Here is a 23,504-nt window from a genome sequence, read left to right as displayed (position 1 = left end):
TTCGATTTTTCCTCTCTTTTAACGTTTTAACTCACTATTCACTGCCGTATAGGCAGCTTAGAAACTAAGCGGTGTAAGGATTAATGATTTAAAAGAATTCACTGCCGTATAGGCAGCTTAGAAATGTATCTACAATTGCGCATCTCTTTAAAGCATGTTCACTGCCGTATAGGCAGCTTAGAAATTATTTTTAGCGCCACCCATCACCCCAACTCTGTTCACTGCCGTATAGGCAGCTTAGAAATTGGAAGTTAAAATCCCCGCTTTCAGACTGAAGTTCACTGCCGTATAGGCAGCTTAGAAATATTATCGCCGCTCCCAATACAGGGAGAAGCTGTTCACTGCCGTATAGGCAGCTTAGAAATGTTTCTTGACTGTGAATCTATTGTAGCTAATGTTCACTGCCGTATAGGCAGCTTAGAAATTGAGCGCCCACTCTAAATGTAACAATCTCTTGTTCACTGCCGTATAGGCAGCTTAGAAATGAAGGAGACTCAACATCATCAAAGCCGGCTTGTTCACTGCCGTATAGGCAGCTTAGAAAAAATTTGAACGATTTAACTTTTTAGGTAGTTAGTTCACTGCCGTATAGGCAGCTTAGGAATATTTTCCTCTGGAAGGAACTATTCACTATTCAATTGCTATTCACCGCCACATAAGTGGCTTGAAGATATTAGATAATCAAGTAGGATTAATTAATTTCAAATAGATAAATTTCAAATAGATAAACTTCTCTATAAAAATAAAAAAGATCCTAAAATCAATCTCTAATAGATCTCTAATATAGTATTAATGCCCTAATAATCATAAGGCTGATAGAATCGGGATATTGACCTCATGAGTTCATTACTCTAAGGTGAAAGAGATAATATTATAGGGATAGAGAGAAATGATCAGAAACTTCAAGATTCGCAGCCTCTTTTTAATGCTTCTTCTACTCTTTTCGATGGGACTTTCCCCTTTAATGGCGGAAGATACACCGATCGAAGAGCGTACCGAAAAACTCAATGATATTGAATTAAAACTTGAGGATATTCTTGCAAGAAAGAAATCCCTTCAAAGTCAGCTCAAAGATAAAGCGCTCTCGGAAGAGGAGGTCGCTGATCTTAACCAACGACTACAGACTCTTTTGCATCAACAGAAAGAATTTAATGCCCTCTTTGAACAGACAGCACTAGGCGGGATTGACCTCTCTCTCTTTGCAGAGCCCGAGAATGCGCCAGAAGCTGATACCCAGATCAACTACGATTGGCAACAAGAGGTCTTACAGATTCTGCAGCCCTTCTTTGCCCAGATGCAACGCGCAACGGAGAAAGCACGGACGAAAGATCTTCTGATTGAAGATACCCGTGAACTTGCAAAAAAGATTGAGTTAGCAGAGTTTGGACTCAATACATTACAAAATATCAATCGTGAAGACCTCAATCCTAAATCACTAGCAGCGATTACCAAGATCGAAGAGCAATGGCTCGATAAGATCAAATCGTTAGAACATCAAAAAAATATTGTTGATCTTAAGCTACAAGATCTAACCGATAGCCGGCCTTTCTTAGTGAAGCTCTGGGATAATCTTTGGCACTTTATTACAGAGGAAGGAGTCACGCTTGTGATCGCTTCTGTTGCCGCTATTATCTTCTACTATCTCTTTAGACAGATTATTCTTCTCTATTCCAACTACCAACAGCGGGATCGTAAACGAACACTCGATTTTAAATGGCGCTTTGTCATGCTTCTTCTCCAAGCGGCCAATTTCCTTCTGACGCTGACAATCTTCCTGGTGATCCTCCATACAAGTGGTAACTTGATGCTCTTTGGGATTGTGGTCTTTGCCCTCTTGATGCTAGTTGTCAGCTTTAGAGCGAAGTTCCCGCTCTATCTGCAAAAACTACGTATCTTCCTTAATCTTGGACAAGCACGAGAAGGGGAGAGAATTATCTATGCTGATATTCCTTGGGAGATTAAGAAGATTAGCCTTAACTATGTCTACCTAACTAATCCACTTCTCGATAACGGCACTGTACGGGTAACGATCGATCTCCTCGATAAATTCTATTCCCGCGAAACGCTCACCGATGAGCTTTGGTTCCCAAGTCGAAAGAATGATATCTTGCTTCTCCCTGATAAACGTATCATTAAGGTTTTACGACAAACCCCGGAATCGATCTACCTCGATCATGATGGATCAACCATTGTGATGCCTACTGCCGAGTTCTATAAGTTGAAATTTAGCAACCTTTCTCGCGGCTATAGCTTAACGCTAAACTTTACATTAGAAGAGCCCCATCCGGAGAACCCCCTTACCTTTGCGGAGGTTGAAGAGAGTATGATCAATGCCATTAAGGCAGAATTTGCTCATTATGAATCGGGGCTTCCCAACGGAGTTAAAAATATTACTCTCTATCTGCGACAACTGCTCTCCGGCACCACAACTAGCTATCAAATTATTGTCGAAATGGCACCTAATGCCGCTAAATATTATCTTTTAGCAAGAACGGCACTCAACCGAGCTGTCATCACCAATGCTCGTAAAAATAGTTGGCCCATTCTCTTAACAGAAAATATCTAATCGTGATGACCTAAAATGATCGAAAGATAATGAAAACTTAAAAACATAGTAAAAACATAATAAAGATAATAATAATAAAGATAATAATAAAGATAATAATAAAGATATCGCCAATAGCGGAGGCAGAAGGAATGCAAAATAGAATCACTTCCCTAACCTCCGCTAATCATCCTATCGCTTGATATCTTCTCTGAAGATAGCGAGACACCCAACAAAGTCACTCTATAAAAGAACTCAACTGACTTTTATCCCTACAATTTCAACACATAACAAGCAGAATCAATACTTAATCTCCCCTTAAAAGCGTAAAATCCCACTTTTATCGGTGAAATAACTGTCTATTCTCCCCTATTTAAAACACTTTTCCCTGCCCATTTCTCTCCCTTTATCTACCAATATTTTTAGTAAAAGCCCGATAAATCCACGAGCATGAACTTCTTAAATTTACTAAAAAGAGAGAAAAAATCACATTTGATCAATATTTGATCATTAACCGCTTTTAGCTACGCTTAACCTCTCCTTTTCATTTTTCAAACTAAAAACTACAGCAAGACTACACAAAGATTTTCAACCATTTTCCAACCGTGGCAAATTCCCCATAGCTATCGATCTATAGCGAATATCCTCCCCAATGCTAAATTGCTGAGATAATTTTTAAGAAAGCGCTGAGCGAACAGAAGTTGATAAAAATGGGCACTTCTGTCAAACCGGTGAAAAATCTGAATTTCATACACAACATAATCAATCTTGTCAATATTGTATCGAGATTTATTTTTCGATACTGTTATAAGCGTTATTGGCAAATGTAGAAAGGTATTTATGAATCAACAAACTAGAATTGCAGTATTAGGCGCAGGCCCAAGTGGACTTGCACAATTAAGAGCTTTCCAAACATTGCGTGACCAAGGAAAAGAGATTCCTGAAATTGTCTGTTATGAGAAACAGGAAGATTGGGGCGGTATGTGGCGCTACAATTGGGAAACCTGTACAGACCGTAATGGAGAGCCCGTACATGGCAGTATGTATCGATTCTTGTGGATTAACGCACCTAAAGAAGCACTCGAGTTTGGTGACTACACATTTGATGAGCATTTTAAAGAGCCGATTCCTTCATATGTTCCAAGAGCGGTTCTAAAAGAGTATGTCATCTCACGTGTTGAGAAAAATAATATTCGTCAATATATCCGCTTCAATCATGCTGTACGCTGGGTGGAGTATAACGAAGAGAGTGAAAAGTTTACTGTCTCCGTTATGGATCATAATAAAAACAAATTAATTACAGAAGTGTTTGATTATGTTGTTTGTGCAACAGGTCACTTCTCTACCCCCAATATTCCAAGATTTGATGGACTCTCAATGAGCTCTGGTCGAGTGCTTCACTCCCATGAGTTTAGAGATGCTCGAGAATTTAAAGATCAGGATGTCTTAATTATTGGTAGTAGTTACTCAGCGGAAGATATCGGTACACAGTGCTTTAAGTATGGTGCTAAATCGATTACGTTTAGCTATCGAACCAATCCTATTGGTCACGACTGGCCTGAAGGTTTTACTGAAGTTCCTCTTCTTGAGAGAATGGATGATGATATTGCCCATTTTAAAGATGGGACTCAAAAGAAGATCGACTCTGTAATCCTCTGTACGGGCTTTAAATTTAATTTCCCATTTTTACATGACAATGTCCGTTTAGTAGCGAAAGAGAGTATCTATCCTGAAAATCTCTACAAAGGTGTCTGCTTTATCGATAATCCAAAGATGTTCTATGTCGGAATGCAGAACCAATACTACACCTTTAATATGTTTGACACTCAAGCATGGACAGTCCGCGATATAATTATGGGTACGCAAAAACTCCCCTCAAAAGAGGAGATGCGTAAAGATAGCCAGAAGTGGATCGATCGTTTAGAGAAGCTCTCTACAGATCACGAATTTATTGATTACCAAGCTTCCTATATCCAAGACCTTCTTCAAGGAACAGATTATCCGGATTTCCATGTTCATGAACAAGGATTGATCCTTAAATCATGGCAAGAAGATAAAAAGGAAGATATTATGGGCTTCCGCAATAAGAGCTATAGTTCAACCATTACAGGAACATTAGCCTCTGCCCTACCAAAACCTTGGATGGAGATTATGGATGATTCCTATCGTGGCTTTATGGCTCAAGAGTTCGTAGAGGCGGAAGAAGATGCTTTAACAGGCGAACCTGTTGAGTGTGAAAAGTAATATAGGGCTCAGCCACAGGCTACAGCACTATTCACAGTAATATCAAAATAAAGTTTAATAGAGTTAAATAGAGTTCTCATCAAAATAAGAGATACTTTATAAAGAACCCCCTTTAAGTGGAATACCTTAAAGGGGGTTTTAGTATCAGCAGATAATATAGTAATGCTTAATAACTCAGATATTAGGCAGTTACAGCAGCTTTTTTGACCGATTCTTCAAGATCATTTTTTGCCGTATGGGGATTATGACCAGGCTTATACGGATCATGTGTTGCCGTAATATCGAGCTTCTCAAAGAGCTCTTTATCGGTAATCTGATCAGCATTCGGTGTCGTTAAGAGTTTATCGCCGTAAAAAATTGAGTTTGCACCTGCCATAAAGCAGAGCGCTTGCAACTCTTCACTCATCGTCTCACGACCTGCTGAGAGGCGCACCATCGATTTTGGCATCATAATACGTGCAACAGCAATCGTTCTTAAGAAATCAAAATCATCAACACGCTTATTCTCTTCAAATGGTGTTCCAGCAATCGGAATAAGACGGTTAATTGGAACACTCTCTGGTGGCGTTCCCATATTGGCTAATTGCACCAAAAGAGAGGCTCTATCACGCACAGATTCACCTAAGCCGATAATACCGCCTGAACAGACTTTAATGCCGGCATCACGCACATAATCGAGCGTATCTAAGCGATGCTGATAGCTATGGGTGGTCACCACACTCGCATAATACTCTGGGGAAGTATCAAGGTTATGATTATAGTAATCTAAGCCAGCATCCGCTAATTCTTCAGCCTGCTCAGCATTGAGATGCCCAAGCGTCATACAGGTTTCAAGACCAAGAGATTTAACCCCTTCGATCATCATCTTAATCATCGGCATATCGCGCGCTTTGGGATTCCGCCATGCAGCACCCATACAGAAACGGCTAGCACCTGTCTCTTTTGCGGCTTTTGCTTCATTGATAACCTTCTCAACCTCTAGTAACTTTTCTGGCTCTAATCCGGTATCGTAACGGACACTCTGCGCACAATATTTACAATCTTCTGAGCAATTACCAGTCTTAATTGAGAGCAAGGTACTCACCTGTACTTTAGTAGGATCAAAGTTTTGACGGTGAACCGTTTGTGCTTCATAAAGTAACTCAAAAAGTGGCTTTTCAAAGAGCGCTAATGCCTTCTCAATTGACCACTCATTTGTGTAATATTCCATTGTTGTTATTCCTCCAGCCCTTAAGAGCATTCTTAGATATAAACGTACCGTACTATCATAGGGGAAATAGAGAAGGAATGTGATTTTATTTAAGATTTTTGGTGACTCTTTACTCACTTCCCCTCCAATATCAGGGGTTACGCCCTTCTCTCGCCTCAAGATTTAAAACGATTTATTCCGAATAAGGAGCGCAATATTAAGAGAAACGCGATAAAAAAGCGACTCTTATCGAAGAGTCGCCACGCGCTACAGACGCTTACTTTTGATCTTTCATCTAGAGGGTATAACCCGCATAATGACTTAAGTAATGCGCCAATGTTCTTTTGGTAGAAAAGTCAGCACTTCTTCGTAATGCATAACCCGAAGCATATGCCTCAATCTCTATCAATGCTGTACTTGAGAGTTTGATATCAGAGTTTTGATGATACCAACACTGCTTCTCCGAGCAGTAGTAACCAAGCAACCTCGATCGTATCTCCTCTCCCCCTACTCTACATTGCTGACTAATAGCGCTATTTCGATCGATTGTGGAATTATCCTTCAACCAGATACCTATACGCCCCGAAGCGGGAACAAATTGTAAAAAGAGCTGATAAGGGGAAGCCTGTAACTGATACTGCTGTAGCGCTATTTGATTAAAATCGATCTGCCTAGATTCTATCTCCTTAAACTCGATCTCTTTAGAATAGATCTCTCTAGAATAAGTATCAGTGATGGCGTCTTGAGCGCCTTCTCGCTCTAAAGTACCTATTTTTCGGGAGTCATCGCGATCATCGTAGTTATAGTTTTGATTTCGATTTCGATTTTGATTTTGATTGTGATTTTTACCACATTGAGCATCAATGTTTTGATGCTGCTCGCTGAAGTCGATATTTTGCATATCACGAGGAGTATGATCATTTGTCATTTTTCTGTCCTTTTTAGCTGAAATGTAAGGGCCGCAATTAGGAAATCGCCCCAAATAAAAGAAGTGACCTAAAAAAATCACTTCTATAGGATAAAAGAAGATACCCTTCTAAGCAATCAATATTCTTCAACAGTGTCTCAATAGCCCCTCGCCAAGAAGCGATCATCAATAGTGATCGATCACTATTAAGAAGATATCAATAGCTCCCATATCAAAGTTCGATAGCAGCATCAATAAAAGCATGCTTAATAAGAGAGAAGTGGCGATGATGAAACTAACAATAGCAATAACAATAACAATAACAATAATAAAAGAGTAACAACAAAAAAGATCCTAATAATTCAATTAGGATCTTCCGAATGATAAAAATAGATCTTTCAATGATCATTAAGATATCAATTTAGATATCGAACTTAAATATCAAAAATCTCATCTTCCGCATCATCCATTACGCTATTGAGACGATAGTTGGTGTTATCCATCTCTTGGTTCGCATTTTGCGTTTTATTAAGATCAAACCAGTTATCCATCCATGAGAGCGGATTCTTCTCAATACGCTTATAGGGATTCTCTAAACCGAGGAACTGATAGAGATCTTGAGCATTCCAAAGGACCCACTCATTAAGAAGCATCTCATTAAGACCTACAATCGAGCGCCCTTCACTAAAGAGATAACGATTCCAATCAAATTCCTGATCAATCACTGACTTAATAATCTCATAGACTACATCTCTATTTTCATGAAGAAGCTCAACCCACTCAGGATCTTTGAAGAGAATCTCTAAAACTGCCTCATCCATCATGACATGGACCTGCTCATCTTGAGCGATCTTCTGCACAAGTTTAGCAATTCCCTGGAAGATATTTTGCTCAGCAAGCGCAAATGTACAAGCAAATGAGCTCATAAACTCAATCTTCTCTAAACAGTAGAGCGCAATAAATCCACGAAGAATGACTGACTTCAACTCTCTTGAGTCGCGATCAATTTTCCCTAACTTATAGAGCGCACCATAACGATCTAAAGTATCGAAACAATCGATCACCGTTGTTGAGCGATTGAGCACCTCATCATTGCGCATGACCTCTTTAAAGACCTCTTGCGGATCGGAGATACATTGACGAATAATCTCAGAGTAAGTCAATGCATGAAGATTCTCCATCTCTGACTGTTTTGAGAGCATGACCCAAAGCTCAGAGTTGGTCACAAATGGCGCAAAGAGTGGTGCGATTGTTCTTGATGCAACTGAGTCAAGCTCCCATTGGAATGCCAATGTCTTGACCATAATATCGTAGTTGTTTTTAGAACAGTTTAGGAGGTCCATGCGAGATTGTTCAAGATTGACCTCATCTTCAGTCCAATCCATCGATTTTTGTAACTTATAGAGATCAAATAGGCGTGGGTATGGCGTATTGATCGAATCATAAAGTGCTAAAGGCTCACCTAAAAAGAGTGGGTACTGACCTGTTTGCCAGTTATCATTCTTCTGATTAAATATTGATATATCTTGCATAAACTTTCTCCAGTAAAACGACGAAATTTGCAGGACTTCGCCGATTATTCAATTAAAGTGTGCATGCTCCGCCGGCGCAACTCTGATCCTCTACCTTCTCATATCCTTCATGAACAATACCTGAAGCACTGTTGAGATAGTAACGGGTCTTACAACCTAACTTCATCATATAGATAAAGTCAGAGAGGAGCTGTCTGCTCGAAATCGTCTGCTGATTTTGTAAATTAAGGTAGAGGTCAGCACTAATCGCCTGCCCTGTGAACTTCTGAATAATAGCATACATCTCAATAAGGTCTTTAGAATCGAGATTCCAAGCGATATCGTAGTAGGGTGCTAGCTCATCCATATCCGGCGCAAGTAGAAGGTTTTTCCCGGTACCTGAGGTCTTCATCACTTTCAAGTTACGAATCGGATAGAGACCATTCGTTGTATTTGTCAGTTGCGAGCTTGATTCTACCGGCATCATCGCTTCTAGAACAGAGTGACGAATCCCCCCTTGAGCGATAATTTCTTGACGGAGACTCTCCCAATCATACACTAATGGTTGTGTATGCACACTGTCGACATTCTTGTTATAAGTATCGATTGGCAGCCATCCTTCCGGATATTTTGTTCGATCGATCCATGCCGCATTCCCCTTCTCTTGGGCTAAGCGCAAGCTCGCTTTATGAAGGAAATAGGAGTGGCGCTCGGCAATAAAGTGGATATAGTTTTTACCCTCTTGTGATGCATAGCTAAACTTCTGCAATGCCATCTCATGAGCAAGGTTAGTAATACCAACACCAATTGAACGTCGCGCTTTTGCTGTTGTCTCAAGTGAAGCAAATGGATACTCCATAATCTCAATAACATTATCGATCATGAGTGCGCAGTAGTACGCTACATCCTCATACTCCTCTTCCGAGACGCGACCTACAACGATCGAAGCGAGCGAACAGAGGCCGATCTCCCCTTCTGGATCACTCGAGTAGAGATCAGGCATTCCGGTATAAGGTTTTGTCGGCAACGCAATCTCAAGACAGAGATTTGAAGAGTAGATTGTATCTTTAAACGGTGTATGACGATTCATCTCATCAATATAGGTGAGATAGATACGCCCTGTTTCTGCCGCCTCGGTTAATGATTTAATCGCAATATCACGCGCTTTGACTAAAGTTTTCTCGATAGAATCATCGGCTAAGACACGCTCATACTCATTTTTAAAGGCTTCGTAATCTTCACTATAGAAGAGCTCATAGAGCTTAGGTGCATGAAGCAGACTAACAAGCATCCAATCTTCATTGCGTGCTACCTTCTCTACAAAGTAACGATTCACCAACATGGCATAGTCGATATCACGAATACGCTTTTGCGTGATAGTTGTTGGATTTTTCAAGACTAAGAGATCAAAAATCTCAGGATCTAACACATTGAAATAGACCGTTGCTGATCCGCCACGAGAGGCTTGCATATTGGCATGTACTGCCGACTGAATCATGCGATAGTAAGGGAGCTTGCCTTGATGCACGACGCGCCCTTCTTTAACCGGATCCCCTTTAGAACGGGTTAAAAGATGAGAACCGATCCCGGCTGAAGCACAGGTCATCATATAAGCGATATGATCCCCTACTGCCAAACTCTTCACATTATCAGCCGTAGTATAGACGCAGCATGAAGCATAACCTTTATGAGGTGTACGCATATTGATCAACATCGGCGTTGGCGTATTGATCTTTAACTCATTAAGGTAACGATAGAGCTTCTTAATATCTCCCATACGGCGCTCACGAGGCTGATTCTGCATATTTTGCATCGCCATTCCCATAAACATAAATTGTGGCGATTCTAAGCAGAGTCCTGTGACGCGATTACTGATCAAGTAACGATCTTTCATCTGACGAAGCGTTGTATAGTTGTAGTTGATATCGATATTGTGATCGATAATCTCTTCTAATGCTTCTAACTCTTCACGAGTGTAATCCATCGCTTCCCAATGATTGAGAGCGACCATATGATCATAAAATTCAGGGAGCGTTGGAATCTTTTTAAAGCCGCCAAAAGCCTCTTTATAGATCGTACCAATTAAAAGGCGACCTGCCATCTTTAGGTGCTGATGATCTTCACGTTCAACACAGGCATCAATCATCGCCTTATGTAGTTCTAGCGTTGTGCAACCGTCATAACATTTACGATAAGCCTCTAATGCGATCGCACTCCAATCAACTTCATAATGAGCGGCAAATTCAGCCCATTTATTGAGTTTATCGGCATCGAACTTCTCTCGTTCGCCATTACTTTTAACTACGTAATTAATCATCTCAGCACCCTATGTCAATTTGAAATTTTAAGTTTTTCTCATCACTAAAAAGCAAAAAATTCCCGCCTCCGACCTGATGACTAGAGATGGAAATTTGTTCAACGATTGCTTGACTCATTAATAAATGATGGGAATAAATGATGAGAAAAACTCAAGATAAATTTGAGAGACTACTATACCACTCTTATCACTTAATCGTAAGCAGAAGACTTGTCCGTTTTATCTTCGATCCATCTCTTGAAATGGGTAAAAGATAGTAATCATAGCCCCTTTCAAAGGTTCTTATCGCTCTCAAAATTAATTTAAATTTATACCTTGAACAAACTCTTTTTTACTGCATATGAAGCTCCCAGCAATCGATTTAAAACCTCTATAATCAGCCTATTACTGATCAATTCAAAACTATCTCTTTACTATAAATTGATCAGATTCTTTAAAAGATGCTTTGCCCATTTGCACCCTCTTTTTCAAAAAAGAGACAGAAAATATTCTAAGAACCATTTTAAGATCGATCTTAAATGTTCGCTAAAAGAACATCCCTATTTAGTAAAGGTAGAAAAGTATCCTTCAGCGCTGCAATCTTTATCGAGTTTTAGAAGGAGATAGCCCCGCTTGCTTCCCCCTCGCGGATAGCGAATCGCTCCGGGACTAAAGAGTTGGATCCCCTCAATCTCTTTTTCTGCCGGAATATGGAGATGACCATGCAACGCAATATCAGCATGATGCTCTTTTGCTCGTTTGATAACACTTGCCGCTACCGCTTTATAAGAGGCGATATGGCCATGAGTAAAATAGATTCGCCTTCCAGCAATCTCTACCATATTCTCTAAAGGAAAGTTGAGGCGACTATTGGGCGCTATTTGTGGATCATTATTTCCCGTGACACCATAAAAAGGGAGATTAGGAAAGATATAAGCCGCCTCTAAAAGTTCCTCGGCGCCATCACCTAAAAAGAATACTGCCGAAATATACTTCTCCCATCGAGTGATAATATCAATCACACTAGTAAGGTCACCATGGGAATCGGATAGAACAAGTAGCAACTTATCTTCCGGATTCAATGTTGCTTCAATCTTCCCCCTCAATTCTCTCTCTTGATCATCCCACTGCTCAATATGTTCCATCGCTCTTCTATCGCCTCGCACTACTTCATTAAATACTCTTCCACAGAGCCACTCTCACTGCTACTTTCGCTTCGTTAAAGATCCCAAATTGTCTCAGGATAGGGAAAGTCAGCTTCCGTAAAGGGAGATGTTTGATAAAAGTTTTGCAGTGCCGTAATCAATAATTTACCCCGCGGCGGGATCCCTTCATTGAGCATCTTAATCACCTCTTGCTGCACCCGCTGCTGAAACTGCAATCGATCAGGTTCAAAATCACCTGCAAGATTATCACAGCTAACAGAAAATGGCCGCCCACACGCCTGAGAAAAGAGCCATTCTAACGCTTGAGGCCGAATCTCATGCGCTTCAAATTGAGCTTGAGTTGCTTCATCTCGACCATCCGGACAATACCAGTATCCAAAATCAATAAGCTTTCGTCTTTCATGCCCGGCAATACACCAATGGGCAATTTCATGTAGCCCACTCTGGAAAAAGCCATGCGCAAAGATAATACGATGATGAGGAGATTGATCATCTGCCGGCAGATAGATCGGCTCGTCATCCCCTTTAACTAAAATCGTATTCTCACTCTCTAAAAAGGTATTATTGAAGATCTCGATCAGATCCTCATAGCGATGATTCATGATGCACTCCTACTCCTTCATCCGATTCATTTAAGCGGAGATTTTATACCAATGGAGCACTATTTTAACATAAGCGACTCGCTCTCCTCTTGACTAAGATTCAGCCCCATGATGCAGAAAATAGCACATGATCGTTTAACTTTGGTAAAGTAGGGAGCGATATCGATATTTCCACCCACTTTTAATCGATCGACGCTTACCCGGTGTCAGCAGATTATGGAATAGCTCCCACAATGAGCTCTTAAACATAACTTTTAGAGGGTAGCTAAAGACTTTTGACAAAATCAAGCTTCGCTACAATCAGAGCTATCAATATTTCGACAATATTTCGATAGCATAGAGCGCTTCTATAGTTTTTATAACAGTTTCTATAATAAGGTTTTTATAATATGACTGCTATGCAGAATCATCGCTATAGCGCCTCTATGATGTTTCTATTGCAGGTCTATTGCACGTCTATTACAGGTCTATTGCACGTCTATTACACCTCTATTGAACGTCCATGAGAGAACTGTTAGATGACTATTAGATGAATAAGTAACAACAGCTTTTAGCTATTATCCACACCTCAAAGAGTTTAATTATGATGGAGAATACCCTAACGCCGGCACTTAATAATCGCTCGGCATTGACGAAGATGTCGATCGCTATGATCCTATTTGGATCTGTCGGTTTCTTTTCAGAAAGAAGCGGCATACCCGCCCTGGAACTAGTCTTTATCCGCTGCATCTGTGCGAGCCTCTTTTTAGGGCTCTTTTGGTGGCTATCGGGGCAACTACGTCGTGAGCGTTGGATTCCTAAAGAGATTATGAAGATCTTAGTCTGTGGCGTTTTCCTCATTCTCAATTGGGTCTATTTTTTTAAAGCGATCGAAGAGAGCGGTGTAACGGTGGCGATCTCCATCTATCATCTAGCCCCTGTCATTGTGATGATTCTCGGAGCATTTATCTATAAAGAGCGGCTTACGCTGATTCCTCTGTTGGCAATTATCATCTGCTTTATCGGAACCCTTGCTATTTCCGAGATCAATCGCACTGAGTCATTTGCTGACTTCTTTAGTAAAGGGCTGATCTATGGGCTACTCTCGGCACTCTTCTATGCGCTTTTAACGCTTACAGGAAAAGGCTTTAAATATGCGAGCTCCTATGCCATCACGACGATCCAGGTTATCTTCGGTGCGCTCCTTCTTGCACCCTTTATCGATCTATCTCTCTTTGAAAATTTAACCGCTCGTAATTGGCTCTATATCCTCATTACAGGCTTTGTTCATACCGGTATTGTTTTCTACCTCTTCTTTGACTCAATTCGTTCACTTAAAACAGAGACTATCGCCCTCCTTGTTTTTCTCGATCCGCTTGTTGCTATTTTAATGGATATCTTTATCACCGGATTTTTCCCCTCCCCGGAGCAGTGGATCGGCATTATCGCAATCTTTGGAGGAATGGCGCTCACGCTTCTTCCTCGAAGACGAGCACATTAAGAGAAGCCAGAGCAGATCATCGATGACTTTGTCGCGCCAAAAATAGGTGGATCATGTTACAATCAACTCTTTAAAAAATCGATTCAGATACCAATTCAGCTATCGATCTGGTATCGATCTAGATAACTGATGATTTCAATAATGAATCTAAACACCGATTGTTGATGCTCTTATTGTCCTCAATCTCTGCACCATTTTATAGATAATAGCCCGATATTATTATGATTTATTCAAACCGTAGTCTTCTGCTTCCGCTGCTTTGCCTCTTTGCGGCAATGGTCTCTATTCAAGGAGGGGCAACATTAGCTAAACAGCTCTTTCCCTTAGTAGGAGTAGAAGCGGTTACGGCCTATCGTCTCGGATTTAGTGCAATCATTCTGCTTATCATCTTTAAACCGTGGAAAAGAAAGTTACAGGTAGGATATCGCCGCTACCTTCTCTACTATGGGATCACCCTTGGGACGATGAATTTCCTCTTCTATCAATCGATTAAAACAATTCCTCTTGGCATTGCTGTTGGTTTAGAATTTACTGGACCATTAGCGGTTGCCCTCTTCGCTTCACGCAGAAAGATCGACTTTCTCTGGATCGGCCTAGTTGTGCTCGGACTTTTAGCGCTCATCCCTTTTCAAGATAGTAGTTCGATCGATCTCCTAGGGGTCTTCTATGCATTAGCCGCAGGAGTCTGCTGGGCCCTCTATATTATCTTTGGCCAAAAAGCAGGAAATTACTACGGCACAGCAACTGTCGGTATAGGGGCAGCAATTGCGGCGATTATCTATGTCCCCATCGGGATCGCAAGTGGTGGATTTTCAATCTTTGCTCCACAATATCTCCCTATGGCGCTAGCGGTTGCGATCTTAACTTCTGCACTGCCCTATGCGCTAGAGATGATGGCTCTTACCCGAATGCCGGCAAAAACTTTTGGAACATTAACTAGCTTAGAGCCGGCCATTGCCGCTATCTTCGGTTTTATTATCTTGAGCGAAGTCCTCTCCGGCGTACAGATCAGCGGAATTTTAGCGATCATTATCGCCTCTCTTGGTGCCTCCCTCTCCTCAAAGCCGATTGAAACTGTTAAAAAGGTGGATTAGAGATGCCATTTGATCGAAACCTCCCTCAATATCAAGCCCCAAAAGGGATTAAACATCAACTAGGAAAGTGGGTCGGTGCGATTCTACTTATCTTCCTACTACTCTTTATTATGAATTATCTTGTAAAAGAGAATGTTGCCCAACTTATTGAGCGTCAGATTGAGCAGCCTCAAAATAACGCAAAAGAAGAGAAGCCTCTAGCCGATCCCTCTATTTAAATTCTCTCGTTTGAGTCAAAGTTTTCAAAGCTGATCAACATTCAAAAAATCTCTCTTCTGCCATATTGACATTCGCTTAAGAGAGAATAAAATATATTCACGATTAACAACTTTCCTACTTTTATGCGCTCTTGCGACAAACAGCAGTACAACCATTCTTCGCTCTTTATTGCCCGATTCTGTCTTCTCTGCTATCGGCGTGGGTAAACCTACCTGCTGATGAATCACCCAAGATTCATCGATGATCATCACACTCAGATCATCATTATCGAGCACAATCAAAAACTATCAAAAAATATCAAGTCTAAGTGAGAATCTACTAGGCATCTTCAACTGTCTATCTCAACTTATCAATTATCGTTATTTATATACGGAAACTATTATGAACAAAGCGTGGATTTACGTTGCGCTCACATCTATTTTTGAGCTGATATGGCTTTATGGATTTAACGTTGCATCAACCTGGTGGCATTGGGCTATCGTCGGTGCTTTTGTCCTCCTCGACCTCAACTTTCTAGCAAAAGCTTGTGAAGGACTCCCTACGGGTACAGTCTATGCGATCTTTGCCGCAAGTGGTACCGTTGGTACCGTCCTGATGGATTACTTTCTCTTTGATGAAACAATCACGGGAGAGATGCTCTTCTTTATGGGAATTATTTTGGTGGGAGTTTTAGGACTTAACCTCTTTGATGTCAATATTCGAGAAGAGGAGAATGCATAATGGGAATCTCATATATTACAATTGGCTGGATCTTTGTTGCACTTGCCTCGGTGGCAGAACTTGTCGGTGTTTTTGGACTTAGCCTCTATAGTCAAAATCGTACACTGATCAATCGTATGCTCTATTATGGTGGCATTTTTGCTTCATTTGCGCTCCTCTACTTCTCATTCCGCTTCCTTCCCCTCAGTATTGCTTATACTGTCTTTACAGGAGTTGGTACTGCCGGGGCGGTCACTCTTAACATTATATTTTTCAATGAATCGAAAAATATTAAGAGAGTCTTGAGCTTAGTAGCGATTATTGTCGGCGTTGTTGGCCTGCAATTAGTAACAGCAACACAGTAATCGTTATCTATTAATGGGGATTCCATGGTAGAGATTCTATGGTAGAGATCATTAATAAAGATTCTCTAGAGTAGATTCTCGGTAGATAAAACACTAAAAGAAGCGTTGAAATCAGTTCTACGCTTCTTTTTTGTCACTTACTTATCGCTTACTTATCACTTACTTATCACATTGCTAAAAGCCTACTCTCTTCTTCCGTAGCTATACGTGACTATATGACTATAGCTTCTATAGTGACTATAGTTCACCCATTCTTGATATCCATAATCTTCGGTCGGTATCGGTAACTTCCAAGAACTCTCCCTAATGCTGAATATTAATGTCTCAGTGCTCACTAAAATCACGCCATTAAAGTCATGCCATCAAAGTCATAATCTGCTCAAAACTGAAGAGAAGCAGTCGATAGACAATAAAGAACATCATCATCCCAATCAAAAGATTAAGGATACGCCAAGTAATTGGTTTTCGGAAAATCGGCGCTAATTTTGTTGCGGCAAAACCTAAACTATAGAACCAGGCACTTGAGGCGGTAAGACTTCCCAAAAGAAATGCTACTTTATGCTCACTCTCTAGTGTTCCGGCTATGCCACCAATAATAACAATCGTATCGAGATAGACATGAGGATTGAGCAGTGTGATGGCTAATGTTCCGATAATGACCGAGCGTAGTGATGATTGACCTTCATAATATCCCGTCTCCATCCGACTCTCTTGGAACATCGCCCGGAGTGAATTGTAGGCAAAGATTGCTAAATAGAGTGCGCCCAATAATGCCAAAATAAGCTGCAATATACTGTTTTGGGCGACGATGGTACCAATTCCTAAAATACCAATTCCCATTAAGACAAAATCACAAAGAAAGCAGATCGTTGCCACCCAAAAGATATGATTATTCTGAATCCCCTGCTTTAAAACATAAGCATTTTGCGCACCTATCGCCACAATTAAGCCAAATGATAATAATACCCCTTGTAGATAGATCTCCCAAATCATCTTTCCTCCTCCTCTTTGGTCTATTTTAAATGCTTTAAGCGATTTAAACGCTTTAGATACTGATTGCTTTAGCTTCTTCTTTCGTTTCTTCTTTCGTTTCTTATTATCTTATTATTCTTAGCCCCATAAAAAAATATTTACAGCAACCGAAATCACTGTAAATATTCTTATAAACTAATGATCGATTTGTTGTTCTAGATGGATACGCTAAAACAGATCAAGAGGCTGTTGCTCTTTTAGAGCATCTTACTTTGACAATTAGATCGCTTTTGCAAGCTTCTCCGCAAGACCAACATAAGTTGCTGGTTCTAAAGCTTTAAGCTGTGCTTTAACTTCTGGAGCGAGCTCTAAGGTGTCGATAAACTCACGCATCTGCTCAATATTAATACGTTTACCACGAGTAAAATCCTTCAATTTTTCATAAGGATTTGCAATACCATCACGGCGCATTACGGTCTGTACTGCTTCCCCTAATACTTCCACATTCGCATTAAGATCTGCCATTAAAGTCTCAGCACTAACCTCAAGTTTACCGTGACCTTTCAAGAGGCTGCTAAAACCGATCAATGTATAACCGAAAGCTGATCCGACACTACGAAGCACCGTAGAATCACTCAAGTCACGCTGCATTCTTGAGATTGGTAACTTTTCAGCAAAATGGATAAAGAGCGCATTAGCAATCCCAAAGTTTCCTTCCGCATTTTCAAAATCGATAGGATTCACTTTATGTGGCATCGTTGAAGAACCCACTTCACCAGCGATGGTACGCTGTTTAAAGAAGTTGTGGCTAATGTAATTCCATACATCACGCGCCCAGTCGATCAAAATCGTATTGATTCGAGTCATGGTGTGTGAGAATTCTGCGATATAATCGTGGCACTCAATCTGTGTTGAATAAGGTGTGAATGTTAAGCCTAAATCTTGCGTAATGAAATCTTCTGCAAATGCGGGCCAATCAAACTCTGGATAGACCACAACATGAGCATTGTAGTTACCGACAGCACCATTAATTTTGCCTAAATACTCTGTATTTTTTAACTGCTTAACCTGTCTTTCGAGACGGTAGATCACATTCGCAATCTCTTTCCCTAAAGTTGTTGGTGTTGCAGGTTGACCATGTGTTCTTGAGAGCATCGGGATTGAGGCAAATTGATGCGCCATATCACGCATTGAAGCAATCACTTCCTGAAGTTGTGGAAGAACTACATCATCGATCGTATTTTTGAACATCAAACCATAAGAGAGGTTATTGATATCTTCTGAAGTACAGGTAAAGTGAGTAAACTCAGAAGAAGCAGCAAGCTCAGGATGATCTTTCACCTGATTTTTAATCCAATATTCTACTGCTTTTACATCATGGTTCGTTGATTTTTCAATCTCTTTTACCGCCATTGCATCTTCTGGAGAGAAGTTTTCATACAGTGAGATTAAGAATGCTTTCGCTTCTTCACCAAATGAAGGGATCTCTTTAAAATGTTGTTCTGATGCAAGTTTAATCAACCACTTGATCTCAACCATCACACGATAACGAATTAAACCATACTCACTCACTTCAGCCACTAATGGCTCAACACGACTGGCATAACGTCCATCGAGTGGCGAGACAGATAATACAGAATGAATACTCATAATATTTCCTTTATTAAGTATTTAAGCACGAATTCGAGTAGATAATAATGCTGCACAGATCAGCAATATCCAACCGACAATAAAAAAGAGTCCGCCAAGAGGCGTTACCAGCCCTAAATTCTTAACGGATAAGAGGGCGATAAGATAGAGACTTCCCGAAAAGAGAATCGTCCCTATTAAAAATAAAAAACCCGCTAAACGAAGAAGTTTAGGGGTTGTTAAAAGGAGAAGGAGGATGCCGATAATGATCAATCCAATACTATGGAAAAACTGATATTGAACCGCCGTCTGCCAAACATCAGCACTACGGCCTACCAATTGCTCACTTAAAGCATGGGCACCAAAGGCACCTAACATGACAGAAAGCGCTGCAAATATAGCCCCCATGACTATAAAGAACCGGCTAAAACCGATTGATCGATCGCTCACGTTTTGTAAATTATCTTCCATCTTCTCTCCTATAAATAATGAATAGATTCTAGCCTCAATCACTCAACCATAAAATCGCAAAGGGTCCTTATAGATCACAAAGGCCACAAAGATTATAAAGATCGCTAGAATCGCGCTTTGATAAGCGCATTTGATAAGTTCACTTAATAAGTTCATGATTGATGAGCTTAAAATGACTTCCAAAATAATTTCGGATTTTCAGGATGCCTCTAGGATTATTTCCAAGCCTTTGCTAAAAGATGATCGATCGGAGAAGGATCTGGTCTTGCAATAACAGCATCTTCACCATAGACCACAATCGGACGCTCAATAACGATCGGATGCGCGACAACAAATGCAATTTTTTCTGCATCATTCCAAGTAAACCACTCTTGCGAGATCTCCTGAAATGGCGCCTCTTTCATACGAATGATCCCATCAATTCCTAAACCGAGCTTCGTTAATAATGATTGAATGATCTCGCTGCTCATCGGCTCATCAAGATAATTAATCACCTGATATTCAATCTTTTTCTCATCAAGATATTCCCGAGCAGCTCTCGATTTTGAGCAATCGCCATTATAGATAATTTGCCACATATTTGATCCAAGCCTCTATGTCAGTTTCAAGTTTCAGTTTCTATTTCAGTTTCTATTTCAGTTCTTTCGTATCTCTCTAGCATTTCACGAGTATCAAATACCCAATCGATATCGATCCAATCAATATCGATCATCTGAACGAAAATAATAAATGATTCTTCATTTAAAATTTGTGCCCATTCTACCATTTTCCCCACCATTTAGATATAGCAGAAGATCTAGCAAGACTAGAGAGAACGCTTGCTATCTGCCGGCAAAAGATAGAGCCACGCATCCCCTTTTTCGATTGAGACCTCAATCCCCTGCTCCTCAACAACCTCATTGGAATAGGTCAATCCTGAGCCTAATTTTAAAGCGTAGTTCGATAAAGGCCACTTAACCCCTGAAAGATTGATACCTGCCAGATCGGTAAGCGCCATAAGACTTACGGTAGTTCCCAAAGGAAGTAAAAAATGGTAATGGCGTCCAGCCTCTAGAAAATGGAGTTTCTCGACTCCATCGGTGTGGATGAAGGTTGTCGCAGGATACTGTACCGGCAGAAAGAGAAGCGCCGTTTGATGATCAAGGCGCCCGCCAATCCCGCCTAATAATAGAAATCGATCAATGCCTTGCTCCCTAGCTAAAGAGAGAGCTAGCTCTGTATCGATCTCATCTTTCTCAGCGGGATATCTTACCTTTTCTCGATAGAGGGTCGGCGCGATCTCTAGGTGATGACTTGAATCAAAATCCCCAACCCAATAATCAACCGCAACATCGCTATTACATCGCAAGGGAGCGATTTTTTCCGCTTTATCGATCCCTTTGTCAACCGCAATCACGATCGCATCTTGAAACCAATCACTAAAAGAGGCTATTACCGCCTCAAAGTGAATGGTTCCGGGGAGTAAAATCACTGCTCGAGTCGGCTTTTTTCGCACTATTCACCATCCTCAGTTGATGCGTTCAATTCACCTTCCGCCCTGCTCCCTTCAACTTCTAACTTATCATCTGCATCATTATCCGAAGCATCAAGACTCTCATCTAACATCTTCTTAGCTCTTCCGGCAAAAGGATCCTCAGGCAGTACTTCAATTACCCGTTGTGGCGGAATATCGGAGATGACATCTGCCCGCTTTGGTGTGAAAATTAGAGTTGTTAACTTCTCATTGAGGGGCACCCACTCTAAGGTCTTAATTCGCATCAAAGCAATTACCGGAACATGAACCGCATTAGCAAGATGCATCACAGCTGTTTCTACCGAGATAATCAGATCAGAAGCAGCTAACATTGCCGGCAATTGGAAGAAATTATCAACAGCACTAAATGCCACGGTATTAGTCAGCTGATGTTTCTCAATCAATGCTCTAATTTCTGGGAGAATCTCAGGGATCCCATTAATAATAAAGAAGCTATTTTTCCATTTTGACTGCTGCTGCATCAACTCAATCAACTCACGAACCTGTGATAATTTCCATGAACGGCGAGGATTTTTCGCAATATGATTGATAAAAATAATCGGTTGATCCGCCTGAACGCCCCATTTTCCAAGTTGCTTTTCTGCATCTTTGCGCCATTTTTTAGGGATTTTAACAAAAGGATAGCGATCTTCAGGAAAGAGCATCACCCCACCGATCTGGGCAAACCAGTAAGCATAATCATCACTAATATGCCGATCACTTCCATTATGAGGCTTAACAACTTCAATAGTTGCATCCAGTTTTTTAAGATCCAATTTCTCACGAATCTGATACCAGCGATAGCGAATATCCATTCCCATCGCAAATCCATCGGGACCCGCTATATCTCGTGCTAATCCTGCCCCATTGAGCGATGCTAAAGTCTCAATGGAGACCACTATCGGATATTTCTGGAGTTTTGCTTCAACAATCGATTCTAGACGAAGTGCCGGAGAGTAATTTTTATTGTAGATCTTATCAAAAATACCGCACTTGCCGACCCAATCATAGAGTGAGTATTTCTTTAAGAAAGGCCATTTTTTGGGATCATTGGTGCAACGAACTTCTTCAATAAAGAGATCAATCTTAAGATGAGGATAAGCTTCTTTAAAAGCTCTAAAGCCATTTTGAAGATAGGTAAAATCACCAATTGCCAGATGCGCAATAAAGAGGATTCGCTCTGCAGAAGCAAAACGATCGGCCGGTATTTTCCCGAGCGTTAATTCTCTTCTCATTGTAATATGAGGCTCACCCTCTTCTAAAAAACTCTCCCCTTCCGCTTTAAAGTGATAGCGCTCATAAAAGCCTTTTGCCGCAAGTTGTGCATGCAAAATAACTTCGCGACTCTCCGCTAAGACTGCCATCTTCTTAAGGGCTTCTTTTAGGAGAAATTGCCCTAGTTGGTATCCTCGATATGCCTTAAGTATTGCAACTCGTCCAACCTGATACTCACCATCATCATTAAGGAAAAAACGAAGTGTTCCTATTGCTTCTAAATTATCTAAATCAGAGGATCTCTCAGATGCTTTATGACCTGACTGACGCGCTTCTAATTTTAAATCATGCTCAATTTTTGATGCATCAACCCCTTCCTTCTCCCGCATACGGTAGAGTAATAGGTGCCATGATTGGCAATCCATCGCATCATAATCGATCTCAGCAGGAAATCCTTGCTCTTGTGTAAAGACCTGATCACGGACAGCTAGCGCATCCTTAAATGCTGCTACTCGATCCCCTTTAATCCAGATAAATTTCATAGATAAACCTCTCCATAACAATCCGTTTATCCTATCAAATATGGGCATTTTTTGCAGTTAAAATAGGAATAGAATAGGAATAGAGAACAAAGTTGTTATAATTACGCTTATCATCTATTTTGTTGAGCTCAATGACTTGATTATTGAGCTTTAAAGATTAATCACTACTAACAAATGAGGCAAAGAAAATTATGAGTTTTGCAAAAGTTCCAGCAGCAAATGATATCGCTAAAATTACAGAAGATTTCAACTGTATTATTGAGATTCCAGCAGAGTCAGCACCTGTTAAATATGAAGTAGATCATGAAACAGATCTTATCTGGGTTGATCGTTTTGTTGGAACAAATATGCGTTACCCTGCCAACTACGGTTTTATTCCTAACACATTGTGTGATGATGGCGATCCACTTGATGTGTTAGTGATCACCCCATTCCCATTAATCCATGGTGCAGTTGTTCGTTGTCGCCCCTTAGGTGTTCTCAATATGACTGACGAATCAGGTGGCGATGCAAAATTAATTGCAGTACCAATCAGCAAGCTCTGCCCAATGTACGATCATATTGAAGATATTAAAGATCTTCCTAAACTCCTCGTTGATCAAATTGAGTTTTTCTTCCAAAACTACAAAGGTCTTGAGAGTGGTAAATGGGTTAAATTAGATGGCTATAGCGATAAAGCAGCAGCACAAAAAGAGATTGAAAACTCTCTAAAACTCTTCAATGAGAAACAATAATCGATTGAGAATCGCTAAGCTTAGCAGTGACCGATAACAATCAATAGCAGTAAAGATTTATAGGATCTAACGAGCTATAAAAAAGTGATAAAAAAACGATAAAAATTAAAA

Annotated in this window: 22 protein-coding genes and 1 CRISPR repeat array; of the genes, 8 read left to right on the top strand and 14 right to left on the bottom strand. The window is 40.5% G+C overall.

Features of this window, described 5'->3' with window-relative positions; translation table 11 throughout:
- Nucleotides 1–36: 36 nt before the first annotated feature.
- Nucleotides 37–605: a CRISPR direct-repeat array (repeat unit 29 nt; unit sequence GTTCACTGCCGTATAGGCAGCTTAGAAAT).
- Nucleotides 606–889: 284 nt separating this feature from the next.
- Entirely contained in the window at nucleotides 890–2,566 is a 1,677-nt protein-coding gene (locus DC077_RS00550; RefSeq protein ID WP_109201378.1) for a hypothetical protein, read from the top strand.
- Nucleotides 2,567–3,385: 819 nt separating this feature from the next.
- Complete coding sequence (locus DC077_RS00545) at nucleotides 3,386–4,789, top strand: NAD(P)-binding domain-containing protein (RefSeq protein ID WP_109201377.1); 1,404 nt, start codon at nucleotides 3,386–3,388, stop codon at nucleotides 4,787–4,789.
- A 181-nt stretch (nucleotides 4,790–4,970) separates the two neighbouring features.
- Here DC077_RS00545 and bioB read toward each other — a convergent pair whose 3' ends face one another.
- From bioB to DC077_RS00515, 6 genes are all read right to left on the bottom strand, one after another.
- The gene (gene bioB / locus DC077_RS00540) at nucleotides 4,971–5,999 is read right to left on the bottom strand and encodes a biotin synthase BioB (protein ID WP_109201333.1); all 1,029 of its coding nucleotides are present in this window, start codon (nucleotides 5,997–5,999) and stop codon (nucleotides 4,971–4,973) included.
- A 274-nt stretch (nucleotides 6,000–6,273) separates the two neighbouring features.
- On the bottom strand, nucleotides 6,274–6,906 hold the full coding sequence (locus DC077_RS00535; RefSeq protein WP_109201332.1) for a hypothetical protein: 633 nt from the start codon (nucleotides 6,904–6,906) through the stop codon (nucleotides 6,274–6,276).
- A 413-nt stretch (nucleotides 6,907–7,319) separates the two neighbouring features.
- Nucleotides 7,320–8,417, bottom strand: a complete 1,098-nt coding sequence (locus tag DC077_RS00530) for a ribonucleotide-diphosphate reductase subunit beta (RefSeq protein WP_109201331.1) — start codon at nucleotides 8,415–8,417, stop codon at nucleotides 7,320–7,322.
- A gap of 52 nt (nucleotides 8,418–8,469) precedes the next feature.
- A complete protein-coding gene (locus DC077_RS00525) occupies nucleotides 8,470–10,713 on the bottom strand; it encodes a ribonucleoside-diphosphate reductase subunit alpha (protein ID WP_109217755.1) in 2,244 nt (747 codons plus the stop codon).
- A gap of 539 nt (nucleotides 10,714–11,252) precedes the next feature.
- Entirely contained in the window at nucleotides 11,253–11,837 is a 585-nt protein-coding gene (locus DC077_RS00520; RefSeq protein ID WP_109217754.1) for a YfcE family phosphodiesterase, read from the bottom strand.
- Nucleotides 11,838–11,911: 74 nt separating this feature from the next.
- The gene (locus DC077_RS00515) at nucleotides 11,912–12,460 is read right to left on the bottom strand and encodes an elongation factor P hydroxylase (protein ID WP_109201328.1); all 549 of its coding nucleotides are present in this window, start codon (nucleotides 12,458–12,460) and stop codon (nucleotides 11,912–11,914) included.
- A 583-nt stretch (nucleotides 12,461–13,043) separates the two neighbouring features.
- Here DC077_RS00515 and DC077_RS00510 point away from each other — a divergent pair.
- The 3 genes from DC077_RS00510 to DC077_RS00500 all read left to right on the top strand — a co-directional run bounded on the left by DC077_RS00510 (nucleotide 13,044) and on the right by DC077_RS00500 (nucleotide 15,252).
- Nucleotides 13,044–13,940, top strand: a complete 897-nt coding sequence (locus tag DC077_RS00510; protein WP_239990244.1) for a DMT family transporter — start codon at nucleotides 13,044–13,046, stop codon at nucleotides 13,938–13,940.
- A gap of 221 nt (nucleotides 13,941–14,161) precedes the next feature.
- Nucleotides 14,162–15,034: a threonine/homoserine exporter RhtA gene (gene rhtA / locus DC077_RS00505; RefSeq protein WP_109217753.1), complete on the top strand. Its 873-nt coding sequence runs from the start codon at nucleotides 14,162–14,164 to the stop codon at nucleotides 15,032–15,034.
- A 2-nt stretch (nucleotides 15,035–15,036) separates the two neighbouring features.
- Nucleotides 15,037–15,252, top strand: a complete 216-nt coding sequence (locus tag DC077_RS00500) for a hypothetical protein (RefSeq protein ID WP_109201326.1) — start codon at nucleotides 15,037–15,039, stop codon at nucleotides 15,250–15,252.
- Nucleotides 15,253–15,276: 24 nt separating this feature from the next.
- Here DC077_RS00500 and DC077_RS00495 read toward each other — a convergent pair whose 3' ends face one another.
- Nucleotides 15,277–15,504, bottom strand: coding sequence for a hypothetical protein (locus DC077_RS00495; RefSeq protein ID WP_133243409.1), 228 nt, complete (start codon nucleotides 15,502–15,504; stop codon nucleotides 15,277–15,279).
- A 130-nt stretch (nucleotides 15,505–15,634) separates the two neighbouring features.
- Here DC077_RS00495 and DC077_RS00490 point away from each other — a divergent pair, with 130 nt between their 5' ends.
- Together DC077_RS00490 and DC077_RS00485 are read left to right on the top strand one after the other, a co-directional pair.
- Nucleotides 15,635–15,973, top strand: coding sequence for a DMT family transporter (locus tag DC077_RS00490; RefSeq protein ID WP_192874925.1), 339 nt, complete (start codon nucleotides 15,635–15,637; stop codon nucleotides 15,971–15,973).
- Nucleotides 15,973–16,317, top strand: a complete 345-nt coding sequence (locus DC077_RS00485) for a DMT family transporter (protein WP_109201324.1) — start codon at nucleotides 15,973–15,975, stop codon at nucleotides 16,315–16,317. The genes DC077_RS00490 and DC077_RS00485 overlap by 1 nt, the downstream gene beginning before the upstream one ends.
- A gap of 354 nt (nucleotides 16,318–16,671) precedes the next feature.
- Here DC077_RS00485 and DC077_RS00480 read toward each other — a convergent pair whose 3' ends face one another.
- The 7 genes from DC077_RS00480 to DC077_RS00455 all read right to left on the bottom strand — a co-directional run bounded on the left by DC077_RS00480 (nucleotide 16,672) and on the right by DC077_RS00455 (nucleotide 22,659).
- Nucleotides 16,672–17,310 carry a LysE/ArgO family amino acid transporter gene (locus DC077_RS00480; RefSeq protein ID WP_109217752.1) on the bottom strand — a complete coding sequence of 213 codons (639 nt, stop codon included), beginning with the start codon at nucleotides 17,308–17,310 and terminating at the stop codon, nucleotides 16,672–16,674.
- A gap of 258 nt (nucleotides 17,311–17,568) precedes the next feature.
- Nucleotides 17,569–18,939: an adenylosuccinate lyase gene (purB, locus tag DC077_RS00475; protein ID WP_109217751.1), complete on the bottom strand. Its 1,371-nt coding sequence runs from the start codon at nucleotides 18,937–18,939 to the stop codon at nucleotides 17,569–17,571.
- Between the two features lie 21 nt (nucleotides 18,940–18,960).
- On the bottom strand, nucleotides 18,961–19,389 hold the full coding sequence (locus DC077_RS00470) for a DUF423 domain-containing protein (RefSeq protein WP_109201321.1): 429 nt from the start codon (nucleotides 19,387–19,389) through the stop codon (nucleotides 18,961–18,963).
- Between the two features lie 215 nt (nucleotides 19,390–19,604).
- Nucleotides 19,605–19,967: an ArsC/Spx/MgsR family protein gene (locus tag DC077_RS00465; RefSeq protein ID WP_109201320.1), complete on the bottom strand. Its 363-nt coding sequence runs from the start codon at nucleotides 19,965–19,967 to the stop codon at nucleotides 19,605–19,607.
- Nucleotides 19,968–19,993: 26 nt separating this feature from the next.
- Entirely contained in the window at nucleotides 19,994–20,155 is a 162-nt protein-coding gene (locus DC077_RS10785; protein ID WP_157953457.1) for a hypothetical protein, read from the bottom strand.
- Between the two features lie 39 nt (nucleotides 20,156–20,194).
- Nucleotides 20,195–20,884 (bottom strand): thiamine diphosphokinase, encoded by a 690-nt coding sequence (locus DC077_RS00460; protein WP_157953456.1) that lies wholly within the window; start codon nucleotides 20,882–20,884, stop codon nucleotides 20,195–20,197.
- Nucleotides 20,884–22,659, bottom strand: coding sequence for a GNAT family N-acetyltransferase (locus DC077_RS00455; protein ID WP_109217749.1), 1,776 nt, complete (start codon nucleotides 22,657–22,659; stop codon nucleotides 20,884–20,886). Before DC077_RS00455 ends, DC077_RS00460 begins: the two co-directional genes overlap by 1 nt.
- Nucleotides 22,660–22,850: 191 nt before the next feature.
- On the opposite strand from DC077_RS00455, the gene ppa reads away from it, so the two are divergent.
- The gene (gene ppa / locus DC077_RS00450) at nucleotides 22,851–23,393 is read left to right on the top strand and encodes an inorganic diphosphatase (RefSeq protein WP_109217748.1); all 543 of its coding nucleotides are present in this window, start codon (nucleotides 22,851–22,853) and stop codon (nucleotides 23,391–23,393) included.
- The last annotated feature ends 111 nt before the right edge of the window (nucleotides 23,394–23,504 follow it).

It is taken from the genome of Ignatzschineria cameli, from assembly GCF_003121895.1.
GTDB lineage: Bacteria > Pseudomonadota > Gammaproteobacteria > Cardiobacteriales > Wohlfahrtiimonadaceae > Ignatzschineria > Ignatzschineria cameli.
Note: the sequence above shows the minus strand (reverse complement) of the source record. Positions and strands in the feature narration are given on the sequence as shown.

Coding starts and splice junctions, on each gene's coding strand:
- DC077_RS00550 (WP_109201378.1), top strand. CDS start 890: ATGATCAGAAACTTCAAGATTCGCAGCCTCTTTTTAATGCTTCTTCTA.
- DC077_RS00545 (WP_109201377.1), top strand. CDS start 3,386: ATGAATCAACAAACTAGAATTGCAGTATTAGGCGCAGGCCCAAGTGGA.
- bioB (WP_109201333.1), bottom strand. CDS start 5,999: ATGGAATATTACACAAATGAGTGGTCAATTGAGAAGGCATTAGCGCTC.
- DC077_RS00535 (WP_109201332.1), bottom strand. CDS start 6,906: ATGACAAATGATCATACTCCTCGTGATATGCAAAATATCGACTTCAGC.
- DC077_RS00530 (WP_109201331.1), bottom strand. CDS start 8,417: ATGCAAGATATATCAATATTTAATCAGAAGAATGATAACTGGCAAACA.
- DC077_RS00525 (WP_109217755.1), bottom strand. CDS start 10,713: ATGATTAATTACGTAGTTAAAAGTAATGGCGAACGAGAGAAGTTCGAT.
- DC077_RS00520 (WP_109217754.1), bottom strand. CDS start 11,837: ATGGAACATATTGAGCAGTGGGATGATCAAGAGAGAGAATTGAGGGGG.
- DC077_RS00515 (WP_109201328.1), bottom strand. CDS start 12,460: ATGAATCATCGCTATGAGGATCTGATCGAGATCTTCAATAATACCTTT.
- DC077_RS00510 (WP_239990244.1), top strand. CDS start 13,044: ATGATGGAGAATACCCTAACGCCGGCACTTAATAATCGCTCGGCATTG.
- rhtA (WP_109217753.1), top strand. CDS start 14,162: ATGATTTATTCAAACCGTAGTCTTCTGCTTCCGCTGCTTTGCCTCTTT.
- DC077_RS00500 (WP_109201326.1), top strand. CDS start 15,037: ATGCCATTTGATCGAAACCTCCCTCAATATCAAGCCCCAAAAGGGATT.
- DC077_RS00490 (WP_192874925.1), top strand. CDS start 15,635: ATGAACAAAGCGTGGATTTACGTTGCGCTCACATCTATTTTTGAGCTG.
- DC077_RS00485 (WP_109201324.1), top strand. CDS start 15,973: ATGGGAATCTCATATATTACAATTGGCTGGATCTTTGTTGCACTTGCC.
- DC077_RS00480 (WP_109217752.1), bottom strand. CDS start 17,310: ATGATTTGGGAGATCTATCTACAAGGGGTATTATTATCATTTGGCTTA.
- purB (WP_109217751.1), bottom strand. CDS start 18,939: ATGAGTATTCATTCTGTATTATCTGTCTCGCCACTCGATGGACGTTAT.
- DC077_RS00470 (WP_109201321.1), bottom strand. CDS start 19,389: ATGGAAGATAATTTACAAAACGTGAGCGATCGATCAATCGGTTTTAGC.
- DC077_RS00465 (WP_109201320.1), bottom strand. CDS start 19,967: ATGTGGCAAATTATCTATAATGGCGATTGCTCAAAATCGAGAGCTGCT.
- DC077_RS10785 (WP_157953457.1), bottom strand. CDS start 20,155: ATGGTAGAATGGGCACAAATTTTAAATGAAGAATCATTTATTATTTTC.
- DC077_RS00455 (WP_109217749.1), bottom strand. CDS start 22,659: ATGAAATTTATCTGGATTAAAGGGGATCGAGTAGCAGCATTTAAGGAT.
- ppa (WP_109217748.1), top strand. CDS start 22,851: ATGAGTTTTGCAAAAGTTCCAGCAGCAAATGATATCGCTAAAATTACA.